Source organism: Caballeronia sp. DA-9, from assembly GCF_051615025.1.
In the GTDB taxonomy this organism is placed as follows: domain Bacteria; phylum Pseudomonadota; class Gammaproteobacteria; order Burkholderiales; family Burkholderiaceae; genus Caballeronia; species Caballeronia sordidicola.
Genome location: NZ_CP195132.1, coordinates 402546 through 422936 on the forward strand (window position 1 = coordinate 402546; position 20391 = coordinate 422936).

Annotated in this window: 20 protein-coding genes; 13 read left to right on the forward strand and 7 right to left on the reverse strand. The window is 60.3% G+C overall.

The genetic code is table 11. From position 1 onward, the window contains the following. Window positions 1–13 precede the first annotated feature (13 nt). The gene (locus ACRWA7_RS08130) at window positions 14–937 is read right to left on the reverse strand and encodes a LysR substrate-binding domain-containing protein (RefSeq protein WP_438392216.1); all 924 of its coding nucleotides are present in this window, start codon (window positions 935–937) and stop codon (window positions 14–16) included. 630 nt (window positions 938–1567) lie between these two features. Here ACRWA7_RS08130 and ACRWA7_RS08135 point away from each other — a divergent pair. The 6 genes from ACRWA7_RS08135 to ACRWA7_RS08160 all read left to right on the forward strand — a co-directional run bounded on the left by ACRWA7_RS08135 (window position 1568) and on the right by ACRWA7_RS08160 (window position 8681). Further along, window positions 1568–3127 (forward strand): ABC transporter substrate-binding protein, encoded by a 1560-nt coding sequence (locus ACRWA7_RS08135; RefSeq protein WP_438392716.1) that lies wholly within the window; start codon window positions 1568–1570, stop codon window positions 3125–3127. Between the two features lie 94 nt (window positions 3128–3221). Next, window positions 3222–4142, forward strand: coding sequence for an ABC transporter permease subunit (locus ACRWA7_RS08140; protein ID WP_438392217.1), 921 nt, complete (start codon window positions 3222–3224; stop codon window positions 4140–4142). 29 nt (window positions 4143–4171) lie between these two features. Next, window positions 4172–5074 (forward strand): ABC transporter permease subunit, encoded by a 903-nt coding sequence (locus ACRWA7_RS08145; protein ID WP_438392218.1) that lies wholly within the window; start codon window positions 4172–4174, stop codon window positions 5072–5074. 2 nt (window positions 5075–5076) lie between these two features. Then, the gene (locus ACRWA7_RS08150; RefSeq protein WP_438392718.1) at window positions 5077–6078 is read left to right on the forward strand and encodes an oligopeptide/dipeptide ABC transporter ATP-binding protein; all 1002 of its coding nucleotides are present in this window, start codon (window positions 5077–5079) and stop codon (window positions 6076–6078) included. Beyond that, complete coding sequence (gene oppF / locus ACRWA7_RS08155; RefSeq protein ID WP_438392219.1) at window positions 6071–7054, forward strand: murein tripeptide/oligopeptide ABC transporter ATP binding protein OppF; 984 nt, start codon at window positions 6071–6073, stop codon at window positions 7052–7054. Before ACRWA7_RS08150 ends, oppF begins: the two co-directional genes overlap by 8 nt. A gap of 274 nt (window positions 7055–7328) precedes the next feature. Beyond that, on the forward strand, window positions 7329–8681 hold the full coding sequence (locus ACRWA7_RS08160; protein WP_438392220.1) for an OprD family outer membrane porin: 1353 nt from the start codon (window positions 7329–7331) through the stop codon (window positions 8679–8681). A 71-nt stretch (window positions 8682–8752) separates the two neighbouring features. Here ACRWA7_RS08160 and ACRWA7_RS08165 read toward each other — a convergent pair whose 3' ends face one another. The 5 genes from ACRWA7_RS08165 to ACRWA7_RS08185 form a co-directional block, all read right to left on the reverse strand. Next, window positions 8753–9637: an ABC transporter permease gene (locus ACRWA7_RS08165; RefSeq protein ID WP_438392720.1), complete on the reverse strand. Its 885-nt coding sequence runs from the start codon at window positions 9635–9637 to the stop codon at window positions 8753–8755. Between the two features lie 5 nt (window positions 9638–9642). Further along, a complete protein-coding gene (locus ACRWA7_RS08170; protein ID WP_438392721.1) occupies window positions 9643–10482 on the reverse strand; it encodes an ABC transporter ATP-binding protein in 840 nt (279 codons plus the stop codon). A gap of 158 nt (window positions 10483–10640) precedes the next feature. Beyond that, the gene (locus tag ACRWA7_RS08175) at window positions 10641–11675 is read right to left on the reverse strand and encodes an ABC transporter substrate-binding protein (protein WP_438392221.1); all 1035 of its coding nucleotides are present in this window, start codon (window positions 11673–11675) and stop codon (window positions 10641–10643) included. Window positions 11676–11744: 69 nt separating this feature from the next. Further along, window positions 11745–12617, reverse strand: coding sequence for a TauD/TfdA dioxygenase family protein (locus ACRWA7_RS08180; protein WP_438392222.1), 873 nt, complete (start codon window positions 12615–12617; stop codon window positions 11745–11747). Between the two features lie 170 nt (window positions 12618–12787). Continuing rightward, a complete protein-coding gene (locus tag ACRWA7_RS08185) occupies window positions 12788–13486 on the reverse strand; it encodes an HD domain-containing protein (RefSeq protein WP_438392223.1) in 699 nt (232 codons plus the stop codon). 218 nt (window positions 13487–13704) lie between these two features. Between ACRWA7_RS08185 and ACRWA7_RS08190 the strand changes: the two genes are divergently transcribed. Next, entirely contained in the window at window positions 13705–14670 is a 966-nt protein-coding gene (locus ACRWA7_RS08190) for a GlxA family transcriptional regulator (RefSeq protein ID WP_438392224.1), read from the forward strand. 83 nt (window positions 14671–14753) lie between these two features. Further along, a complete protein-coding gene (locus ACRWA7_RS08195; RefSeq protein WP_438392226.1) occupies window positions 14754–15215 on the forward strand; it encodes a hypothetical protein in 462 nt (153 codons plus the stop codon). Between the two features lie 9 nt (window positions 15216–15224). Here ACRWA7_RS08195 and ACRWA7_RS08200 read toward each other — a convergent pair whose 3' ends face one another. Then, window positions 15225–15521 (reverse strand): hypothetical protein, encoded by a 297-nt coding sequence (locus ACRWA7_RS08200; RefSeq protein WP_438392227.1) that lies wholly within the window; start codon window positions 15519–15521, stop codon window positions 15225–15227. 179 nt (window positions 15522–15700) lie between these two features. Between ACRWA7_RS08200 and ACRWA7_RS08205 the strand changes: the two genes are divergently transcribed. The 5 genes from ACRWA7_RS08205 to ACRWA7_RS08225 all read left to right on the forward strand — a co-directional run bounded on the left by ACRWA7_RS08205 (window position 15701) and on the right by ACRWA7_RS08225 (window position 20385). Continuing rightward, entirely contained in the window at window positions 15701–16102 is a 402-nt protein-coding gene (locus tag ACRWA7_RS08205) for a hypothetical protein (protein ID WP_438392228.1), read from the forward strand. Window positions 16103–16219: 117 nt separating this feature from the next. Beyond that, window positions 16220–17116, forward strand: coding sequence for a LysR family transcriptional regulator (locus ACRWA7_RS08210; protein WP_438392229.1), 897 nt, complete (start codon window positions 16220–16222; stop codon window positions 17114–17116). A gap of 116 nt (window positions 17117–17232) precedes the next feature. Then, window positions 17233–17655 (forward strand): MarR family winged helix-turn-helix transcriptional regulator, encoded by a 423-nt coding sequence (locus tag ACRWA7_RS08215; protein WP_438392230.1) that lies wholly within the window; start codon window positions 17233–17235, stop codon window positions 17653–17655. Between the two features lie 61 nt (window positions 17656–17716). Beyond that, complete coding sequence (locus tag ACRWA7_RS08220; RefSeq protein ID WP_438392231.1) at window positions 17717–18817, forward strand: HlyD family secretion protein; 1101 nt, start codon at window positions 17717–17719, stop codon at window positions 18815–18817. Beyond that, the gene (locus ACRWA7_RS08225) at window positions 18814–20385 is read left to right on the forward strand and encodes a DHA2 family efflux MFS transporter permease subunit (RefSeq protein ID WP_438392232.1); all 1572 of its coding nucleotides are present in this window, start codon (window positions 18814–18816) and stop codon (window positions 20383–20385) included. Before ACRWA7_RS08220 ends, ACRWA7_RS08225 begins: the two co-directional genes overlap by 4 nt. Window positions 20386–20391: the final 6 nt, after the last annotated feature.

Consider the following 20391-nt stretch of genomic DNA (forward strand, 5'->3'; position numbering starts at 1 on the left):
GAATCCGGTGCGTTTATGCGTCGACAGGCATTGGCGCTTCATCGAATGAATACGTGGCCACTACGCGCAATACCGATTCGCGGAATGAGGCGACCAGATCCGAACGGATTCCGCTGCTGGGATACGACAGCACATACTCATATTCAATTGCCGCTTCGAACGGCCGCACGATCACGCCGTGCATGCGCCATACCTTCGCGGCGAACGGTTCCACGATGGAAACACCAAGACCGCCCGCGACCATGGCGTATCGCGTGTGCGCGGTGTCGGTCATTACCGTGTAGTTCGCGCGATCTTCGCCGGCCGCGAATAACGACTGCTCGGCGGCATACGGCTGGCGTGAATTCGGCAGCCATCCAATGATGCGTTCGCCACGCAAGTCCTGCGTACGCACGACTTTTTTCTTGGCCAGCCGATGCGACGCTGGCATCGCGCACTGCCCACGCGCGCTCAGCAATTTCTCCACTTCAATACCCGCGACGGGGGCGAAGGCCTGGCTGATCGCAACGTCGGCCTTGTGATTCTGCAGGATGGTCAGCACTTCGGGCACCTTTACCGAGTCCACGCGGATCGGCACGCCCGGATGGCGCTCGACAAAGTCGGCGAGGATGGGGGGCAGCAAGGTGCTGGCCAGGACCGGCAGGCACGCGACGGTCAATCCTTCGGACGCTTCGTCGCGGATCAGTTCCGCTACCTGCTTGAGGCGTTCCAGCCCCAGGAAATTCTCTTCGACCGATTTAAAAAAGCGCAATCCTGCATTAGTCGGATTAAGTCGGCCGCCGACGCGGCTAAACAGGCTGAAACCGAGGTCTGCCTCTAAATCCGCGATAAGCCGGCTGATGGCGGGCTGCGTCACGTGCAAGGCACGCGCCGCGCCCACGCTCGTGCCGGTCATGATCAACGAGCGGAATGCTTCTATCTGGCGAAAACGAATCATCGTAATGAACCTGCTGGAGCAACGTGAGGACGCGATGTTAGCGCGATCGGGGCGTGCTTGCCGACCGGAGAAAAAGGTCTGCGCATAAACACAAAAGTTATGCACGGCAGGCCGCGAACGCATACATAAAAAACATGGCCTATAAGTACATGTGAGTGGATTCCACTTTATTGCTCTGAAATACTCCCGGCGAATTGGAATTTGCAGTGAATTAATATCCATCGATAACGCCGTTTAAATCATTGCCGGCGCTGCAGCATGGAGATAGACGCAGCAGCCAATGCGCGAGGCGTGCATCGAAAGCGGGATGTCAGGTCCGCCGTCGTCAGCATCCTTTACGCGGTCCGCAAAGCCGAGCCGCGCTGACACACAACTGCACAAAATGCCTCGCCAAATAAGGTAAAAGGCTGATTTCGTCCGGTGCGTGTTTGGCCTGTTGCGCCCGTTGTAGACATAAACAAAAGGATCTCCATGATGTTGTTCGCAGGACCCGTTGCCCGCAGCGCAGGCGTTGACGCTTTTTTTCGTCCGGGCGATGCTGTCGATCGCCGCATGACCCGCGAGGGTGGCAAAGGCGCCGGATGGTTTTCGATTTTGGCCGCGAGCGTCTGCGTAATCGCCGCCAGCACCATGCCGGCAGCGCACGCGGCTAACGTCCCGGCTGGCGTGCAGCTCGCCGCGAAACAGGAACTGGTTCGCAACAACGCGTCCGAGGTCGAGACGCTCGACCCGAACATGGCCGAAAGCGTGCCGTCGAACAACGTGACGCGCGATCTTTTTGAAGGGCTCACCGCGACCAATGTTGACGGCGAAGTCGTTCCGGGCGTGGCGGAGAAATGGGAACAGAAAGATGCGACCACATGGATTTTCCATCTGCGAAAGAACGCCAGGTGGTCGAACGGCGAGCCTGTGGTAGCCAATGACTTTGTCTATGGATGCCAGCGTCTTGTCGACCCGAAGATCGCGTCGCCTTATGCCAATACGTTTGGCGTCTTCCTGCTCAACGGCGCTGACATTGTGGCGGGCAAGAAGCCGCTCGATACGCTGGGTGTTCGCGCTATCGATGCTTATACCGTTGAAGTCAGGACGCCGTATCCCGTGTCGTTCATTCCCGAAGTGATGTCGAACACGAACCTGGGGCCGGTGAACAAGACCGCCGTGGATAAATTCGGCAAGGACTGGACGAAGCCCGGCAAGCTGGTCAGCAACGGCGCATTCATGCTGAAGGACTGGCAGGTGAACAGCAAGCTCGTGCTCGTGCGCAACCCCAACTACTGGGACGCAGCCAACGTGCAGTTGTCGCAAGTGACGTATCTGCCGGTGGAAAGCGAAACCACGGACATCAAGTTGTTCCAGTCAGGCGATAACGATTGGGTCAATCAGTTGCCGTCCGGAACCTACGCGAAATACAAACAGGAGTTCGCAAGCGACATCAGGCTCGCGCCGATGCTCGGGCTGCGTTATTACTCGTTCAACAACAAGGACCCGCTGTTAAAGGATGTGCGCGTGCGTCAGGCGCTGTCCATGGTGCTCGACCGCGACATCCTCGCCCAGCGCGTCACGGCCGACGGACAGATCCCGGCGTATGGCGTGATTGTGAAGGGCGTGAAGGGCGCCGATGTCACGGCGTACGAATGGTCCACATGGCCCATGGCCAAACGTGTTGAAGAAGCGAAGAAACTGCTCGCGCAAGCGGGCGTGAAGCCCGGCACGACGATCCATTTTGCGATGAATTCAAGCGATTACCACAAGAAAATGGCTATTTTCGCGGCCTCTGAGTGGAAAACGAAGCTTGGCCTGGACACGCAGATCGACACCATGGAGTTCAAGGTGCTGCTGAAAAAACGCCACGCGGGCGACTATCAGATCGCGCGCAACGGCTGGGTCGCGGACTATAACGACGCAACCACGTTCCTGACGCTTGTCGCATGCGGTTCGGACCAGAACGACAATTTCAATTGCAACCCGAAGGCCGACGCGCTCGTGAAGGAAGCGAACTCGACGACGGACCAGCTCAGGCGCACCCAGTTGCAGACGCAAGCGGCGAAGCTCGTGATGGACGACTATCCCATGCTGCCGCTCTTGCAATACACGACAGTCCGGCTCGTGAAGAGCTACGTGGGCGGGTATTCGTTGAAGAACCCGATGGACCGATACCGCAGCAAGGACATGTATATCGTGAAGCACTGAGCGAGGCGCTCAAGCTTCGCACCCGATCCCGTAACAGCCAAGCGGCGGCGTGCGTGACGCACTTTGATCACGACGCCGCCAGGAGAGAAGTTCCATGTGGTCCTATACGTTGAGGCGTGTATTGCTGACTGTGCCGACGTTGCTGATTGTCGTCACGGTCTGCTATTTGTTGCTGCACGCAACGCCGGGCGGTCCGTTCGACGGCGAGCGTAAGGTTTCGGCCGAAGTGCTCGCGAACCTGCAGGCGAAATACCACCTCGGCGAGCCGCTGTGGAAACAGTATCTGCTGTATCTCAACAGTCTCCTGCATGGAGACCTGGGTGCATCGTTCAGATACGCCGACTGGAGCGTGAACGATCTCGTGTTGCGCGCGTTGCCGGTGTCGCTGACCATTGGCGGCGTGTCCATGCTGCTCGCCATTGTGCTCGGCGTGATACTCGGCCTGTTCGCGGCGCTGTACAGGAATAGTCCAGCGGATTATTTGCTGATGCTTATTGGCAATGCGGGTAGTGCGTTTCCGTCGTTCGTGATCGGGCCTGTGCTCATTCTCGTCTTCGCGATCCTGCTCAAGTGGCTGCCCGCGGGTGGCTGGAACGGCTTTCACGTGCGCTACATGGTGCTGCCTGTTGCACTCCTGACCATCATCAACGTGGCGACGGTCGGACGTGTGACGCGCGGCAGTCTGATTGAAGTGATGAACACCAACTACATTCGCACGGCCTATGCGAAAGGCCTGTCGCGCTGGACGGTCGTGCTGAGGCATGCGTTGCGTCCGACGCTGATTCCGGTGGTGTCCGTGATCGGGCCGCTCGCGATTGGATCGATCACCGCGGCGGTCGTCACGGAGTCGGTATTCTCGCTGCCGGGTATCGGCAAGCTGATCGTGAACGGCGCGGCCAATCGCGATTACACGCTGGTGCTTGGACTGGTCGTGCTGGTGACCGTGGTCGCGGTCCTGCTCAATCTGCTGGTCGATCTCGCGTATGCGTGGCTCGATCCGAAAATCCGCTACTGATCGGTTAGCCAATGCGCATGAAGTCTGCAATGAAAGAAGGTTCGCTCGTCCCCGCACTCGAAAGCGTGCTGGCCGTGCCAGTCGAAGGCCGAAGCCCATGGCAGGATGCGCGCCTGCGCTTCAAGCGCAACAAGGCGGCGGTCGCGAGTCTCGTGATCCTGGTTCTGGTGACGCTTGCCTGCATCATCGGCCCGATGCTGCTGCCCAACGCCTTCGATTCCACCGACTGGAACATGATGAGTTCCACGCCAACGTTTGCCAACTGGCACTTGTTCGGCACCGATGAAACCGGCCGCGACCTGCTCGTGCGCTGTCTGGTGGGCGGCCGGGTATCGCTGATGATCGGCGCGCTCGCGACCTTGACGTCGGTAACGCTCGGCATTGTATGGGGCGCGATAGCGGGCTTTGTCGGCGGCCGCGTGGACAACGCGATGATGCGCATTGTCGACATGATGTATGCGATTCCCTATCTGCTGATTGCGATCCTGATGGTGACGTTGCTTGGACGCGAGTTTTATCTCGTGGTGCTGACCATTACCGTGTTCTCGTGGATGGACATGGCGCGCGTGGTGCGTGGCCAGACGCTTGCGATCCGGTCGAAGGAATACGTCGAGGCGGCGCGTGCAATCGGCGTATCGACGAGCGGCATCATACTGCGCCATATCGTGCCGAATCTGCTTGGCATCGTGGCCATCTACACAACCGTTACCGTGCCCGGCGTGATTCTCACGGAGTCCGTACTGTCGTTCCTCGGACTAGGCGTGCAGGAGCCCATGACAAGCTGGGGCGTGCTCATTCAGGACGGCGTGGGCGTGATGGAAACGTCGCCGTGGATTCTCCTGTTCCCGGCGGCGCTGTTGTCTGTGACGCTGTATTGCATCAACTTTGTTGGCGACGGTTTGCGCGACGCGCTCGACCCGAAGGATCGGTAAGCATCATGTCATTGCTCAAGGTAGATAATCTCGAAGTCGCTTTCGATACACCCGACGCCGTGGTTCGCGCGGTGAACGGCGTGAGCTTCGATCTGGAAGAGGGCAGCACGCTTGGCATTGTGGGCGAATCGGGCTCGGGCAAGAGCCAGAGCGTGCTCGCCATGCTCGGGTTGCTCGCACGCAATGGCCGCGTGAGAGGCAGCGCGATCTATCAGGGCGAAGACCTGCTCGCCATGCCGTCGAAGAAGCTTAACCGCATTCGCGGCAACCGCTTGTCGATGATCTTCCAGGACCCGATGACTTCGCTGAATCCGTATCTGAGCATCGAGCGCCAGATGACGGAAGTGCTCGAACTGCACAAGAACATGACGCGCCGCGCCGCGAAAAAACGCGCAATCGACATGCTCGAAGCCGTGCGGATTCCCGAAGCGGCGCATCGTATCGATCAATATCCGCACGAGCTGTCCGGCGGCATGCGCCAGCGCGTGATGATTGCCATGGCGCTCTTGTGCGAGCCGCAAGTGCTCTTTGCCGACGAACCCACGACGGCGCTCGACGTCACCGTGCAGGCGCAGATCCTGCAGCTTCTGCGCAATCTGCAGCACGACTTCGGCACGGCAATCGTGCTGATCACGCATGACCTTGGCGTGGTCGCCGGTTTGTGCGAGAAGGTCATGGTCATATACGGTGGCCGCGTGATGGAACATTGCAACGCGGACGACCTGTTCGCGCGTCCGTCGCATCCCTATACCATCGGCTTGCTGCGCGCATTGCCGCGTCTCGATCAAAGCGATGCGCCACTCGTCGGCATCCCCGGCAATCCGCCGAACATGGCGCATCCGCCTTCGGGTTGCCCGTTCCAGGAACGCTGTATTGACGCCAGCCAGCGCTGCGCCGAGTCAACGCCGCCGCTCGAAGCATTCGCCGGCAATCCAGCGTGGCTGCGCGCGTGTTATCGGCCGGTCGAGCAAATGAAGTCGCTGCACGAGGTCGTCCATGCCTGAGCAAACCATTCTGTCTGTACGCGACGTGCAGGTCCATTTCAGCGTCAAGGCAAAAAGCAAGCTGCCATGGGCGCCGAAGCGCACTTTAAAGGCCGTCGATGGCGTTAGCTTCGACCTGAAGGCGGGGGAGACGCTTGGCGTTGTCGGCGAATCGGGCTGCGGGAAATCCACGTTGTCGCGCGCGATCCTGAACCTGATTCCGGCCACGCACGGCAAGATTGTCTGGATGGGACAGGACCTGAGCGGCGCGACGGCGAAACAATGGCACGGCGTGCGCCGCGATATCCAGATGATTTTCCAGGACCCGCTCGCGTCGCTCGATCCGCGCATGACGGTTGGGCAGATCATTGCCGAGCCGTTGCGGGAACACAGGCGGGAGATGTCGAAGGACGAAACGAACCAGCGCGTGCGCGCAATGATGGCGAAGGTCGGCCTGCGCGAGCAGATGATCAACCGCTACGCGCATGAGTTTTCGGGCGGACAGTGCCAGCGGATCGGCATTGCGCGGGCGTTGATCGTGGAGCCGAAGCTGATTGTCTGTGACGAACCCGTGTCCGCGCTCGACGTGTCCATCCAGGCGCAGATTGTCAACCTGCTCAAGTCGCTGCAGCAGGAAATGAAGCTCGCGCTGATTTTCATTGCGCACGATCTGGCCGTGGTCAAGCACATCTCGGATCGCGTGATGGTGATGTATCTCGGCCACGTCATGGAACTCGCCGACAAACATTCGCTTTACGCGCGCCCGCGTCATCCGTACACCCGCGCGTTGCTGTCCGCGGTGCCGGTGCCCAATCCGGCCATTGAACGGACCAAGGTCGTGCAGATTTTATCGAGCGATATTCCGAGCCCGATCAACCCGCCGACCGGTTGTGTATTCCATACTCGATGCCCGATAGCGGAGCCACGCTGCTCGCAGGAAGTGCCCGCGTTGCGAACCCTTGAACATGGAGTTGCCGCCGCCTGTTTGCTCGCCTGATTCAAGGCTGATCCCGGTCAATCCCTTCGACGTCGTTCATTTCACTGTTTCCATGACGGTGGCTTGATCGGCGTTTTATCGACTTTAGCGTTCCTGTAGTCCCGCAGTACCCCTCCGATGCCTCGCTCCTTAATCCGGCGCGGCTATTCACTCGCGTCGGATTTATCGAGATGGTTATCGGCCTTTAACCACAATTTATAACAAGTCAGAGACACCTATAATGAAAAAACAGAAACAATCGCTTGCACTGTCTTTAATTGTCCTAAGTGGCTTGATGAGTCCAGCCGTTTCCGCTTTTGCGGACGACGACGATATTTCAACACGCCATACCGAAGCGCCGCCAAGTTCGCCGCCTGGTTCGGAGGCCGATGCGCCTATCAGTAACCAATCGAAATCGCAGGGGTTTATCGCGGATTCGCATTTAAAACTATTGTTTCGAAGTTATACCGAACGTCTCGAATCTGAAGGGACCAAGAGAAAGGACGCCTGGGTTCTCGGAAATCAGGCGGTGTTTGAATCGGGTTATACGCGGGGATTATTCGGCGTGGGTTTCGATGCGTCTTTGTTCAGTGATTTGAAGCTGAATGGCGGTCAGGGCGCCGGTAACCGCGTACACCTGAATCACGACGGCCAGAGCGGCCAGAACCAGTTGGCGTGGACTTATCCGGGCGTGTGGGATGTGAAGGCGCGCGTATCGAATACGGTGCTCAAATACGGGCAGCAACTGTTCGACGACCCTTTCCTGGTTCCCCATGACAACCGCGCCTTGCCGCCGACATATCGCGGCGTTTCTCTCGCCAGCGAGGAAATCAAGAATGTGACGCTCAAGGCCGGCAGCGTGGATGGCGTGCTGGCACGCGGCCAGACCAGCGTGACCTCATTGAAGACAGAATATGGCGGCACGAAATTCAGCCGCTTTACATTTGCCGGCGGCGATTATGCGCCAAACGACGATACGGCTGCATCCTTATATGCGAGCCGCGCTGAAAACGTCTGGGATCAGTATTATCTGACACTGTCCCATAGCATTGGCGATCCGGCGCAGATTCGCTGGACGGGCAATCTGACTTATTACTATACGCACGATGTCGGACAAAGTAGGAACGGTCCGATTAATAATCACGCGTATAGTTTGTTGCTGTCGGGAACGCATCAGGCGCACACGATTTCCGTGGGTTTCCAGCAGATCGCGAGCAATCAGTTCTTCGATTATGTCGGGCAGTCAGCGGGCGATTATCTGGCGAACTCGCTGGACGTGGATTACAACGCGCCGCATGAAAAATCCCTGCAGCTTGGTTATACGTTGAATCTCGGCGCATACGGTCTGCCCGGTGCCAAGGTGACAACGTGGGGTGCTTACGGCTGGGGCGCGGACGCATCGACCATGGCTGACCGCTATGCTGACCCCGCCAGTTCGCTGCATGACCTGTACTGGAAAAACGGCCAGCCGGTTCACGGGACGCATTACGAATTTGGCGTGATTCCGTCCTATACCGTCGGCTCCGGGAAGCTGAAGGGTGCAACCGCCAAGTTCTATTACATGCATCATCACGGCGGCAAATATTATTCGGATTCCACCAGCGATGTGTATCGCTTGATGGTGAACGTCCCGGTCAACGTGTTCTGAAACCGTACGAAGCAAAAAGCCCGCAAGACGACGATTCCTTGCGGGCTTTTTAACAGGCGCGGATACCGTGCCTACCGCTGTACGCCCCAGCGGCGAACGGTCAGGCGTTCGAAGGTATCGAAGACAAGATGCTCGACAACCAGACCGATCACGATCACCGCCGCGAGTCCCGCGAACACGCGGTCCGTGTAAAGCTCGTTGCGGTTCTGGAAGATGTACCACCCCAGGCCGCCGTTCCCGGAACTCGCGCCGAACACGAGTTCTGCGGCGATCAGCGTGCGCCACGCAAATGCCCAGCCCACGCGAAGACCGGCAAGAATGGAAGGCAGCGCGGCTGGCACGAGGATCAGCAGCACATGGCGAAGGCCTTTCAGCCCGTAATTGCGTCCCGTCATGCGCAGCGTTTCCGGCACGGACTGAAATCCCGAGTACGTGTTCAACGCAAGCGGCCACAGCACCGAATGCACGAGCACGAACAGCAGGCTTCCGGTTCCGAGGCCGAACCACAGCAACGCAAGCGGCAGTAACGCGATGGACGGCAACGGATTGAACATCGCCGTCAGCATGGAGAGCAAGTCGCGGCCAAACCGCGTGGATACGGCCAGCGACGTCAGTACGAACGCAAGCACGACGCCAAGCAGATAGCCGCGCAGCAGCACGGACAGGGAAATCGCGGTCTTCGCAATCAGCTCGCCGGACCAGATGCCTTGCACGAAGGCCTTGAGGGTATCGACGAAAGTGGGCAGCAGGAGGTCGTTGCCCACCGCGTGCGCCGCCGCTTCCCAGATGCCGATCAGCACCAGTGCAATCAGCGTCTTGCGCAGCCAGGTCTGGTTCGCGAGGCGTTTGCCAAGCGGCAGCGGCGCTTCAACGGCGACATCGAGCAGCGGTTCGGGAATGCGTTCATATTCTTCGCGCACGGGAGGCGCCAGCGGCACGGCCGCAACGTGGTCCATCGTGCTCATTGAACCGCCTCCGCTTCTTCGAACAGCAACCGGTGAATCCGCGCGACGCTTTGCTGGAAGTCGTTGCGGCCCGAGCTGTCCTTCGTGAATTGATGACTGTTGAGTTCAGCGCGCACGCGGCCGGGATGCGGCGTCAGCAACAGGATCCGGTTGCCGACTATCAACGCTTCCTCGATCGAATGCGTGACGAACAGGAGCGTGAAACTCGCTTCTTCCCAGAGGCGCAGGAGTTCCTCCTGCATCTTGCGGCGCGTGAGGGCGTCAAGCGCCGCGAACGGTTCGTCCATCAGCAGCACGCGAGGTTGCATGGCAAGTGCGCGGGCAATCGCCACGCGCTGCTTCATGCCGCCCGAGAGCGTATGCGGATAGGCGTCGGCGAAAGCGGCGAGGCCGACCTTGTCGAGGAAATGCAGCGCGCGATCGCGCGCTTCCGCGCGGCTGAGTTTCTTCGCTACGCGCAAAGGGAACGCCACGTTTTGCAGCACCGTTTTCCACGGCGGCAACTGATCGAATTCCTGGAATACGACAATACGATCCGCGCCCGGGCCGCGCACGGGTTGGTCGTCGATCCGGATCGTGCCGGAAGCCGGCTCGATAAACCCAGCCACCGCCTTGAGCAACGTCGATTTGCCGCAACCGGACGGGCCGAGCAGCACGAAGCGATCGCCGCCGTAGACATCGAAACTCACCTGATGCGTCGCACGAACGATGCGCTCGCGCGTGCGGTATTCGAGGCTGACGTTATCGACGGTGAGCAGCTTGCAGCTCGATGCCGTCGCCGCACCGGGCGTATCGGATTCTTGCGGCGGATACAAGGCAGAAGGATTGGCGGCCATGGCTGTGCGTTCAGACATAAAACACGACCTTAGCGGCGCGCTGGTAGCGCGTGAACCAATCATTGCGCATATTCAAAACACGCCGACGCATAAGCAGCGTTTTGGCGGTTTCAATGGATGAAGAGAACCGGGTGCGCGGGTTTTCGCCTCGAACGAAATCAGCTTCCCGCGCCCAGCGCCGGATCGGAGAAGAAATAATCCTGCCATGACTTCGGCTCATTCTTGATCGCCCCCACGCGATACATGAACTGCGCGAGCCCCAGCGTGTTCTGCGGCGTGATCTTGAACTGCGTTTGCGGACTCTTGATGATCCCAAGCAGCAGATTCCGATCGATCTTCGCGTTGTTCACACGAATATAGATATCGGCGGCGGCTTCGGGGTTGGCTGACACAAACCGCGCGGCGTCGGAAAGCGCTGCAATAAACGCGCGATAGGTCTTCGGGTTGGCATCGCGGAATTTTTCGGTGGCGTATAGCACCGTGGACGAAGCCGGGCCGCCCAAAACATCGTAAGAATTCAGCACGATATGCGCCTTCGGATTGCCCGCCAGTTCCTGTTCCTGGAACGGCGGATTGCCGAAGTGCCCGCTGATTTCAGTCCCGCCCGCGATGATCGCCGCCGCCGCGTCGGGATGCGGAACCGCTTGCGTGAGTTTGTCGAGCCGGTCGTATTCCTTGTCGCCCCAGCGTTTCGCGGCGGCATACTGCAGCACGCGCGACTGCACGGACACCGACACCGCCGGCACCGCGATGCGGTCTTTCTCGGTGAAGTCGGCAATCGTCTTCACGTTCGGATTATTCGATACGAGGTAATACGGAAAGTTGCCCAGAGAAGCCACGCCCTTGACGTTCTGCCTGCCGTGCGTACGGTCCCAGATCGTCATCAACGGCCCGACGCCTGCCCCGGCTATGTCGATGGAACCCGACAACAGCGCATCATTCACGGCCGCGCCGCCCGAGAGCTTGAGCCAGTCCACCTTGATATCGACGCCGGCTTTCTTGCCTTCCTGCTCGATCAGCTTTTGATCGCGCGCCACGTTGAGCAGCAGATACACCACGCCAAACTGTTCGGCGATGCGGATCGTGCCTTCAGCTTGTGCCGGGGCGGCGGCCCCGAGCGTGGTGATGGCGACAGACAGTGAGAGAAGCGCCGCGCCGAGGCGGCGCGACGGCGTGCGGGAGAAAAGCGGCATCGGAAGTCCGAGAGAAATTTTGGAATCGGGGTCGAACTTGAACGCGCCGTGAGCACGCGTTTCAGCGCGTCAGAACGGCTTGTCGCCTTCAATCGTCGTCCGGTACATCTTGCGGCGCAGGTGATCGGGCGTGCCGGCTGCAAGGTGCATCAGCGAGCGGTTGTCCCAGAACACGAGATCGTGTTCGCGCCATACGTGCCGGTAGAGGTGTTCTTCCCGCACGCTGTGCGCGAAGAGGGCTTGCAGCAGATCACGGCTTTCGTCTTCGGGCATGTCGATCACGCGTGTCGTGAAATGCTCGCTGACGAACAACGCCTTGCGCCCGGTTTCCGGATGCGTGCGCACGATCGGCTGCACGACGGGTTTGACCTGCGCGATCTGTTCGGCGGACAGGTTTGGGCGCCACGGGCTGCGCTTTTGCAGTTCGGCGTATTTCGCGAGATACGTGTGTTCGGCAAAGCGGCCCTTCACGGCGTCGCGCAGCGCCTGGGGCAGGGTGTCCCACGCCAGGTGCATGTTCGCGAAGAGCGTATCGCCGCCTTCGGCCGGCAACTCCTGCGCGTGCAGCAGCGATCCGAGGCTCGGCGTTTCCTTGTACGAAAGATCCGAGTGCCAGAAATGACCCGCATCGCCGAGACCGATTGGCTTGCCGTCTTCGATCACGTTCGAAACGATCAGGATTTCCGGATGGCCGCTCAACTGGAACTGGTGCAGCACATGGATTTGCAGCGGACCAAAGCGGCGGCTGAACGTGATGTGCTGTTCCGGCGTGATGCGCTGATCGCGGAACACGAGCACGTGATGGTCGAGATGCGCGCGGTGAATGCGTTTGAAATCGTCGTCGGCGAGCGGCTGGCTCAGGTCGAGCCCGGTTATTTCGGCGCCTAATGCGCCTTCGAACGGCGTGATTTCAATGGTCTGGTTGAGAGTGTGGGTCGTCACGCGGGACTCGTTGTTCGATTCGGGAAATGTGCGAGGCGTTAGCCTTTACAAGACATCGAATCTAAATTTCCGTGCGGACGAGGTCAACGAACCAAATCCCATACGCTTATCTGTTTTAGCGATAAACAAGCCGTTCCAGTAGAGGAACGGCTGTTCAAACCAGCGCGCGCTTAGTGGCCGTGCGAATGGCCATGCGCCGGATCGCTGCAATGCGCGCACGCGCCCGGGCTGTCGTTCCACGCCGAACCCAGGATCAGGCTGCAGAAATTCAGGCGCTTGTAAGCCGGGTCCTTGAGCGCGAGCACATCGGCTTTCACATTGCCGAAGGTCGTCTCCGGCTTCTTGATCGTCCCGTGGGCGAATGCGTCGATGATTCCTTCCTTGAAGTTCACTTCGCGCGGATGCACGGCAATGACCTGCTTGCGTTGTGTATCGGTGAATTCGTCGTAGGCCAGGCCGAGCACGTCCATTTCCACGCCTGCCGTGACCAGCGCGACGACCGGCTTCTTGTGCTGGGGAATGCCCGGCGTGGTGTGCAGCGCGATGGAATCCCACACTTGCTCGATATCGTGTTCGCCAATGCCGTAGCCCTTCAGGAAATCGCGCGCGGCGTTCGCGCCGTCGACTTCGAAGCGATCATGCTTGCTGCTGTAGGCATCGACCAGACCCATGTCGTGGAACATCGCGCCGATATAAAGCAGCTCGGCGTCATAGTCCAGCTTGCGGCGCTCGCCGGTCAGCGCGCCGAAGAGGAACACGCGGCGCGAGTGGTTGTAGAGCAGGTCCGGCTCGGTGTCGCGCACGAGTTCCGTTGCGGCGCGCGCCATGGCGCTGTCGGGGATGTGAATGCCTGCAATGGTAGTTGTCATGTTCTGCGTTCCTTGATGTGACGCTTGCCTGGACGACGCGGACGTGTTGTTAAAATGCGCGGGGTCATCGGTGCAAGCTGGGGAGGTGGACGACCGAATCAGTGTCGCCGCGCCGGGCGCGAGCGGCAATCGATGTCATCCGTCGAACCCTGCCAACTGCACGGCGTCTGCTGCCAGGCACGTAAAATCCCCGCAATTTTCGTCAGGAGCACGACCTCATGCGCCGCGTCGCCATCGCGATATTTCCGCAAGTGCAGGCGCTCGATGTAGCCGGTCCACTCGATGTTTTCGCCGAGGCGAACGGCTTCATCGCACCGGACGACGGTTATGCGATCACGCTGGTGGGCGTTGATGACTCGCCGGTACGCGCATCGAACGGCACGCGCATGCTCGCGGATCTCACGTGTGATCAGGCGCAGGAGGGCTTCGATATCGCGCTGGTAGCGGGCGGTCCCGCGCTGCCCACGGACATTCCCGACCCTCGTCTCACCGCGTGGTTGCGCGATGTCGCGTCGCGCTGTGAAAGGTATGGGTCCATTTGCACGGGCGCATTCGCGCTGGGACACGCAGGGTTGATCGATGGCAGGCACGTGACGACCCACTGGCAGAATGCGCCGCAGCTTGCGCGCCAGTTTCCAAAGGCGCGCGTGGAACTCGACCGCATTCATATTCGCGATGGAAACCTTGTCACCTCGGCGGGCGTGACCGCGGGTATCGATGTCGCGCTTGCGCTGGTGGCCGAAGATCACGGCCCGACCGTTGCGCTCGCGGTGGCGAAGCGCCTTGTGGTGTTCGCGCAGCGGCGCGGCGGCCAGTCGCAATTCAGCCCCTATCTAAGCGCTCCCGCCGACGAAACCTCGCCCGCCGCCAAGGTCCAGGCCTACGTGATGGAGCACATCGGCGAGCGGCTCACGGTCGAAAAGCTCGCGCAGATAGCCGGCATGAGCGGGCGCAACTTCGCGCGTGCATTCGTTGAGGCGACAGACTTGACCCCGCATGATTTCGTGGAGCGCGCGCGTATCGATGCAGCGCGCCACGCGCTTGAAAGCACGGTCACGCCGCTGAAAACCATCGCGTATGAATGCGGGTTTGGGACGGCGGACAGGATGCGCATTGTGTTCCGCCAGCGGCTTGGGGTTTCTCCGAACGACTATCGGACAAGTTTCCAGAAGCAGGAAAGCTGATAGGTCAACTTGAAGACCGCTGGACCGCTTTATGCTCGCAACGAACCCATGCGCGCTTTTACACATGCATTCCGGAGAACCCGATGAAAGATGCCTATGAACGACGTGCGTTGCTATTGCACCTTGGCGACGTGCTGGAAGCCATGTTCTGCCTTTCGCGCAGCGGCGCGCGTTACGCGACGCTCGGCCACGCATTGGCAGCGGAAGATTCGCTCGCGGGTTTCACATGGCTTGGTTTCATCAATACCGACACCTCTCCGCAAGAATTCGCCGAGCGCGCCGCTGCCGCGTTTTTCCTTTGGCCCAAGTCGCTGCTCGACGAAGAGTTGAACCGGCCTTTGTTTGCATCGACAGTGCGGCATGATCTGTTCGCCGGCAACCCCCAGGGATGGGCTGCTTACTTGGCGGAGCGCAGGAAGGACGTCGCGTGGTTCGGCGAAGGCGTGGAAGAAGCTCCCGCTACAACAGAAGCCGATCCGGAAATCCCAAATATCCAAACGTCATCGCCGGGTCTCAGCCGCTGGCCGTGGCCCGAAAAAACGTAATCAGGGCGTTCAAGGTTTCTTGCTCATGCTGCTTGCGCCCGCATCGAAACCCATGCCGTTCTTGCGGCCGCTCGGCGGCTCCTTTCCCGCCGATACCTTGCCCGGCGCCGGCTTGAGCGCATTGTCGCGCGCAACGGAAGAACTCGTGGCGCTCGCGGGCGACGTGGTGTTGTGTTCGTCGTAGGCTGGCGTGCTGTCGGGTTCGAGCTTGCTGGATTTCTGCTGCTGGCCGTCGGCGTAGAGGGGCGCGGCCGACGCCACGAGCAGGCTGCCGATCATCAGAAGAACGCGTGGGGAAAATTTCATTGTTATTTCGGCTGGACTCGCCGCCCGGTTTTATCGATGAAATCAGACAAGCAAGGAACGCTCCCGGCGGAGACGGTGAGTTTCTTGGAACATTGCTTGCTGCTGGTCCGGAGATCGTTTGCACACTCAACCAGACGGCCGTTTCCAGCGCCGGCAATGAACCTCGCGAGGACTGAATCATGGCAACCAAACGCACGGCGTCCAAACCGAAAGAGACCGACGAAGCAGCACCGGCGAGCCTCGACTACACATTCAAATTGTTTGCGACAGATCACCGCGTGCTCGCGCAAAACGGCGACGGCAAGCTGATCGATATCGGCGCGATAGAGCATCGCGGAAAAGCGGGGTTTGTCATCGGACTGGATGTGGACGAGTTGGAATCAGAACTCGAATCAAGCGCCACGAAGGCGCTGCAAAGCATTGCCTCGCAGATCACGTTCGATTACCTCGACGGCTTGTTTACCAGCGAGGATGTCACCGAATTCCACGGCAAACTGAGCGACCTTCCGCACATTGAATTGACGCTCGACGAAACCCTGCCGCGCGGCCTGACCGATCGCACGCCACCGCATCTTTTCTGACAGACGCTCTCAGTCCCCTGTCACTTCAGTCCAAAACGCCGAATTACCGCACAATCCCGACGACGCCCGCGCCCAGTACGAACACCAGAAGCGCGCGGCATTCCCAGGGATCGAGCGATGGACTATCTGACAAGCCTGAAAGTATTCCGGGCGGTGGTGGAGGCGAAAAGCTTCACGCGCGCCGCTGATCTTCTTGGCGTCTCGCCGCCGGTTGTGTCGCGCGCCATTTCCACGCTTGAGCAGCGTCTTGGCAACCGGCTCTTTCATCGGACAACGCGGCATATCTCGCTGACCGAAACCGCCGAGCAATTCTTTGCTGGCTGTTCGCGCGTCCTTGACGAACTCGAGGCGCTGGAATCGCAGGCGTCGAACCGCGCCAGCGATCCAAGCGGCATGTTGCGCGTGGTGTCCCACACCACGGCCACGCTCAGCCGCCTCGTGCCGCTGCTCGCGGGTTTTCGTCGACGATATCCGCTTGTGGGCGTGGATGTGACGCTGACCGAGCGTCCTGTCGATCTGGTCGCCGATGGTTATGACCTCGGCATCGTCCTGCCTTTCATGCTGACGAGCGACACCACCGTCACGCGGCTGCTCGAGCGTATTCCATTGGTGATCGTGGCGACGCCCGAATACCTGGAGGCTCACGCCCGGCCTGTTCATCCGGCCGATCTTGCGGATCATGAATTTGTCGCCATGCATCCGTCCATACGCAAGCACATGCTGACTTTCCGGCTCGCCGATGACGACGAACTGACGGTGCAGATCAAAGCCGACATGACATCGAACAATGCGCTGCTCAACCGCGGGCTCGTGCTGCAAGGGCTTGGCGTGGGTGTGCTGCCGTTGGCGCTGGTGCGCGACGAACTCGCGGCTGGGACGCTGGTTTCGATCCTCGACGAATTCGAAATTGTCGATGGCGCCATCGAAATCCGTCTCGCCTATAGCAGCCGGACCTTGCTGCCGGCCAAAGTGCGGGCGTTTATCGAACACGCATCGGAGTTCTTCGAGTCCTGACGCGCGGCTTTCATCCTCCGCTCGCAACTATCTTCCTGATTGTTAACCGATCCGGCATGAATGTGTTGTGTGTTATGACGGTTGACCACGTGCATATACACACATAGTCTGTGCACATGCACACCAAGCCTCCCCGCCACGATGACTGTTTTGCCCTCCGGCAAGCTGCGCGTCACATCTCGCAGTTGTACGAGCGGCATCTCTCGGCGGCCGGGATCACGCCGACGCAATTCAGCATTGCGTCGGCGCTGGAGCGCGCGCCCGGCATGACGATGGCCGAACTCGCCCAAGCCATGGTGATGGAGCGCACGACGCTCGTGCGCGTGCTGCAGCCGTTGCTGCGCAACGGTCTGGTCTCGGCGGAACTGGGTGGGCCGTGCCAGCGGCGGCTGCAATTGACGCTCACGCAAGGCGGCCAGACGAAACTCGCCGACGCGCTGCGCCATTGGCAGGCGGCGCAACACGAGTTCGAGACGAAGTTCGGCCGCAGACAGGCTGCGCGTCTGCGTCGCGAACTTTTCCGCCTGACGAGTGCGTAGCCGTCGCCCGGACAAACGTCTGAAGCCTGAAAACTATTCGATGCAATCAACAGGAAACAACATGACCACGCCTTCCACGCCGCTTGCGTCCACGACTGCACCCGCCGCCGAGCGCGGCGCGCAGCGGCGATTTCGTATCGGCTGGATGCCAGCGGCGATCATTGTCGTGATCGTGGTGCTGGCGGCCGCCGCGACTTACTGGTACACGGTGCTGCGCTTCGTTCAAAGCACCGACGACGCGTACGTGGGCGGCGACGTGACCGTGATGGCGCCAAAAGTGAATGGTTTCGTGGCCGAGTTGCTGGTCGCCGACAACCAGCGCGTGAAGGCCGGCCAGGTGCTGATCCGCCTCGATTCCCGCGACTACGACGCAAGGCTCGCCCAGGCCGACGCCGACCTTGAAAGCGCGCGCGCGGCGGTCGCCGAACTCGTGGCGAGGCAGCAACTGCAGGCCGCTGTGATCAACCAGAGCCAGGCGCAAGTGCGGGCGTCGTCGGCGGAACTCACGCGCAGCGCCTCGGACCAGGTGCGTTACCGGCAACTGGTGAGGGACGAGGCGGTATCGAATCAGGTGGTGGAACGTGCCGACGCCGACTATCTCAAGGCGCGCGCCACGCTCGACAACAGCAACGCGGCGTCCCTTGCCGCCACGCGCCAGCTTGCGGTGCTGGCCGCGCAGGTCGACGACGCGCGGGCGAAGGTGGCGACCGCGCAAGCTTTGCGGCGCGTGGCCGAGCTGAATGTCGAGTACACGACCATCCGTGCGCCGGTGGACGGCTACGTGGGCAACCGGACGGCGCGTGTCGGCATGCTGGCGAACACGGGCGCGGCGCTCCTGACCATCGTTCCCGCGCAGGGCCTTTGGGTCGATGCGAATTTCAAGGAGGACCAGCTCAAGAAGATGCGCGTGGGCGATCTGGCGGATGTTTCCCTCGATGCCGCAAGCGACGTGATCCAGGGCCATATAGAGAGTCTCGCGCCCGCGACTGGCGCGACGTTCAGCGTGCTTCCGCCCGAAAACGCCACAGGCAACTTCACGAAGATCGTGCAGCGCGTGCCGGTCCGGATTCGCCTGGACGTACCGGCCGACAAGGAAAACGTGCTGCGCCCCGGACTGTCGGCGACGGTCAAGGTGCACTTGCGCCATGTGAGCCGTTCATGAACCCCGTTGCCCTCGCGCCCGCCGACCAGCCGGTCAAGCAGCGTATTTTCGCGTTCGCACTGATGTGCCTCGGCTTCTTCATGGCGACGCTCGATATCCAGATCGTCGCGTCGTCGTTGAAGGACATTGGCGGCGGCCTGTCCGCCAGCCAGGACGAACTTTCATGGGTGCAGACGTCCTACCTGATCGCGGAAATCCTCGTGATCCCGATGTCCGGCTGGCTCTCGAAAGTCTTCTCCACGCGATGGTTGTTCGTGGCGTCGGCGGTCGGTTTCACCATCACGAGCATGCTGTGCGGCCTCGCCTGGGACATCAACTCGATGATCCTCTTTCGCGGTCTGCAAGGCGCGCTCGGCGCTGCGATGATTCCCACCGTATTCACGACCGCGTTCGTCCTGTTTCCGGGCAAGCAGCGCGTGATCGCATCCACGACGATTGGCGCGCTTGCATCGCTCGCGCCGGCTATCGGGCCGGTGATCGGCGGCTGGATCACCTCGCAATGGTCGTGGCACTGGCTGTTCTATCTCAACCTCGCGCCCGGGCTCGTGGTTGCAATCCTGGTGCCGAAGTTCGTGCATATAGACGAGCCGGATCTGTCCTTGCTCAAGAAAGGCGATTACCTTGGCATTGCATTGATGTCGGGCTTTCTCGGCTGCCTCGAATACGTGCTCGAAGAAGGGCCACGCAAGAACTGGTTCGGCGACGACGTGATCGTCACCTGTACGTGGATTTCCGCCATCTGCGCTTTCCTGTTCCTCGTCCGCGCGTTCACCGCGAAAGATCCCGTCGTCGATCTGCGCGCGCTCGCGGTCAGGAATTTCGCCATCGGCTGTTTGCTGTCGTTTGTTACGGGCATCGGCATTTTTGTTTCGGTGTTTCTCACGCCGCTTTTCCTGAGCCGCGTGCGCGAGTTCGATTCGCTGCAGATCGGCGTTGCGTTGCTCTCGGTCGGCGTGTTCCAGTTGATGTCGCTGTGCGCATATGCATACATTTCCCGTCTCGTCGATATGCGCTGGTGCCTGCTTTTCGGCATCGTGTGTTTTGGCCTCGGGTGTTATTTCTATGTGCCGCTGACCAACGACTGGGGCTGGCAACAATTGTTGCTGCCGCAGGCGCTGCGTGGAATCGGACAGCAGTTTCTCGTGCCGCCCGTGGTCACCATGGCGCTCGGGTCGTTGCCGCAATCGCGGTTGAAGTCGGCAAGCGGACTGTTCAACCTGATGCGCAACTTAGGCGGCGCGATTGGCATTGCGGTGAGCGCGACCATGCTCAACGACCGCTTGAATTTCCACTATGAACGCCTGAGCGAAAGCGTGAGCACGGGCAATCCGCAAACCGAGGCGTTTCTCGCGCGACAGTTCGCTCATTGGGGATCGGTGGCGGGCGACGCCCTGAGCGCGACCAACGCCAGCCTTGCAAACCTGCATGCGCTCGTGATGCGCGAGGCGCTCGTGCTGACGTTCTCCGACACGTTCTTCGTGCTTGCACTGTGCTTTGGCATCGGCGCGATCAGCGTGATTTTCGCGCGGCCGATTGGCGCTGCTCCGCCTTCTCCTGATGCTCATTAAGGTCGA

Excerpts from the sequence above, each read along its gene's own strand:
- ACRWA7_RS08170 (WP_438392721.1), bottom strand. The coding sequence starts at position 10,482 with ATGGCCGCCAATCCTTCTGCCTTGTATCCGCCGCAAGAATCCGATACG.
- ACRWA7_RS08190 (WP_438392224.1), top strand. The coding sequence starts at position 13,705 with ATGCGCCGCGTCGCCATCGCGATATTTCCGCAAGTGCAGGCGCTCGAT.
- ACRWA7_RS08225 (WP_438392232.1), top strand. The coding sequence starts at position 18,814 with ATGAACCCCGTTGCCCTCGCGCCCGCCGACCAGCCGGTCAAGCAGCGT.
- ACRWA7_RS08165 (WP_438392720.1), bottom strand. The coding sequence starts at position 9,637 with ATGGACCACGTTGCGGCCGTGCCGCTGGCGCCTCCCGTGCGCGAAGAA.
- ACRWA7_RS08160 (WP_438392220.1), top strand. The coding sequence starts at position 7,329 with ATGAGTCCAGCCGTTTCCGCTTTTGCGGACGACGACGATATTTCAACA.
- ACRWA7_RS08130 (WP_438392216.1), bottom strand. The coding sequence starts at position 937 with ATGATTCGTTTTCGCCAGATAGAAGCATTCCGCTCGTTGATCATGACC.
- ACRWA7_RS08195 (WP_438392226.1), top strand. The coding sequence starts at position 14,754 with ATGAAAGATGCCTATGAACGACGTGCGTTGCTATTGCACCTTGGCGAC.
- ACRWA7_RS08215 (WP_438392230.1), top strand. The coding sequence starts at position 17,233 with ATGCACACCAAGCCTCCCCGCCACGATGACTGTTTTGCCCTCCGGCAA.
- ACRWA7_RS08175 (WP_438392221.1), bottom strand. The coding sequence starts at position 11,675 with ATGCCGCTTTTCTCCCGCACGCCGTCGCGCCGCCTCGGCGCGGCGCTT.
- ACRWA7_RS08135 (WP_438392716.1), top strand. The coding sequence starts at position 1,568 with ATGCCGGCAGCGCACGCGGCTAACGTCCCGGCTGGCGTGCAGCTCGCC.
- oppF (WP_438392219.1), top strand. The coding sequence starts at position 6,071 with ATGCCTGAGCAAACCATTCTGTCTGTACGCGACGTGCAGGTCCATTTC.
- ACRWA7_RS08210 (WP_438392229.1), top strand. The coding sequence starts at position 16,220 with ATGGACTATCTGACAAGCCTGAAAGTATTCCGGGCGGTGGTGGAGGCG.
- ACRWA7_RS08200 (WP_438392227.1), bottom strand. The coding sequence starts at position 15,521 with ATGAAATTTTCCCCACGCGTTCTTCTGATGATCGGCAGCCTGCTCGTG.
- ACRWA7_RS08205 (WP_438392228.1), top strand. The coding sequence starts at position 15,701 with ATGGCAACCAAACGCACGGCGTCCAAACCGAAAGAGACCGACGAAGCA.
- ACRWA7_RS08140 (WP_438392217.1), top strand. The coding sequence starts at position 3,222 with ATGTGGTCCTATACGTTGAGGCGTGTATTGCTGACTGTGCCGACGTTG.
- ACRWA7_RS08185 (WP_438392223.1), bottom strand. The coding sequence starts at position 13,486 with ATGACAACTACCATTGCAGGCATTCACATCCCCGACAGCGCCATGGCG.
- ACRWA7_RS08220 (WP_438392231.1), top strand. The coding sequence starts at position 17,717 with ATGACCACGCCTTCCACGCCGCTTGCGTCCACGACTGCACCCGCCGCC.
- ACRWA7_RS08145 (WP_438392218.1), top strand. The coding sequence starts at position 4,172 with ATGAAAGAAGGTTCGCTCGTCCCCGCACTCGAAAGCGTGCTGGCCGTG.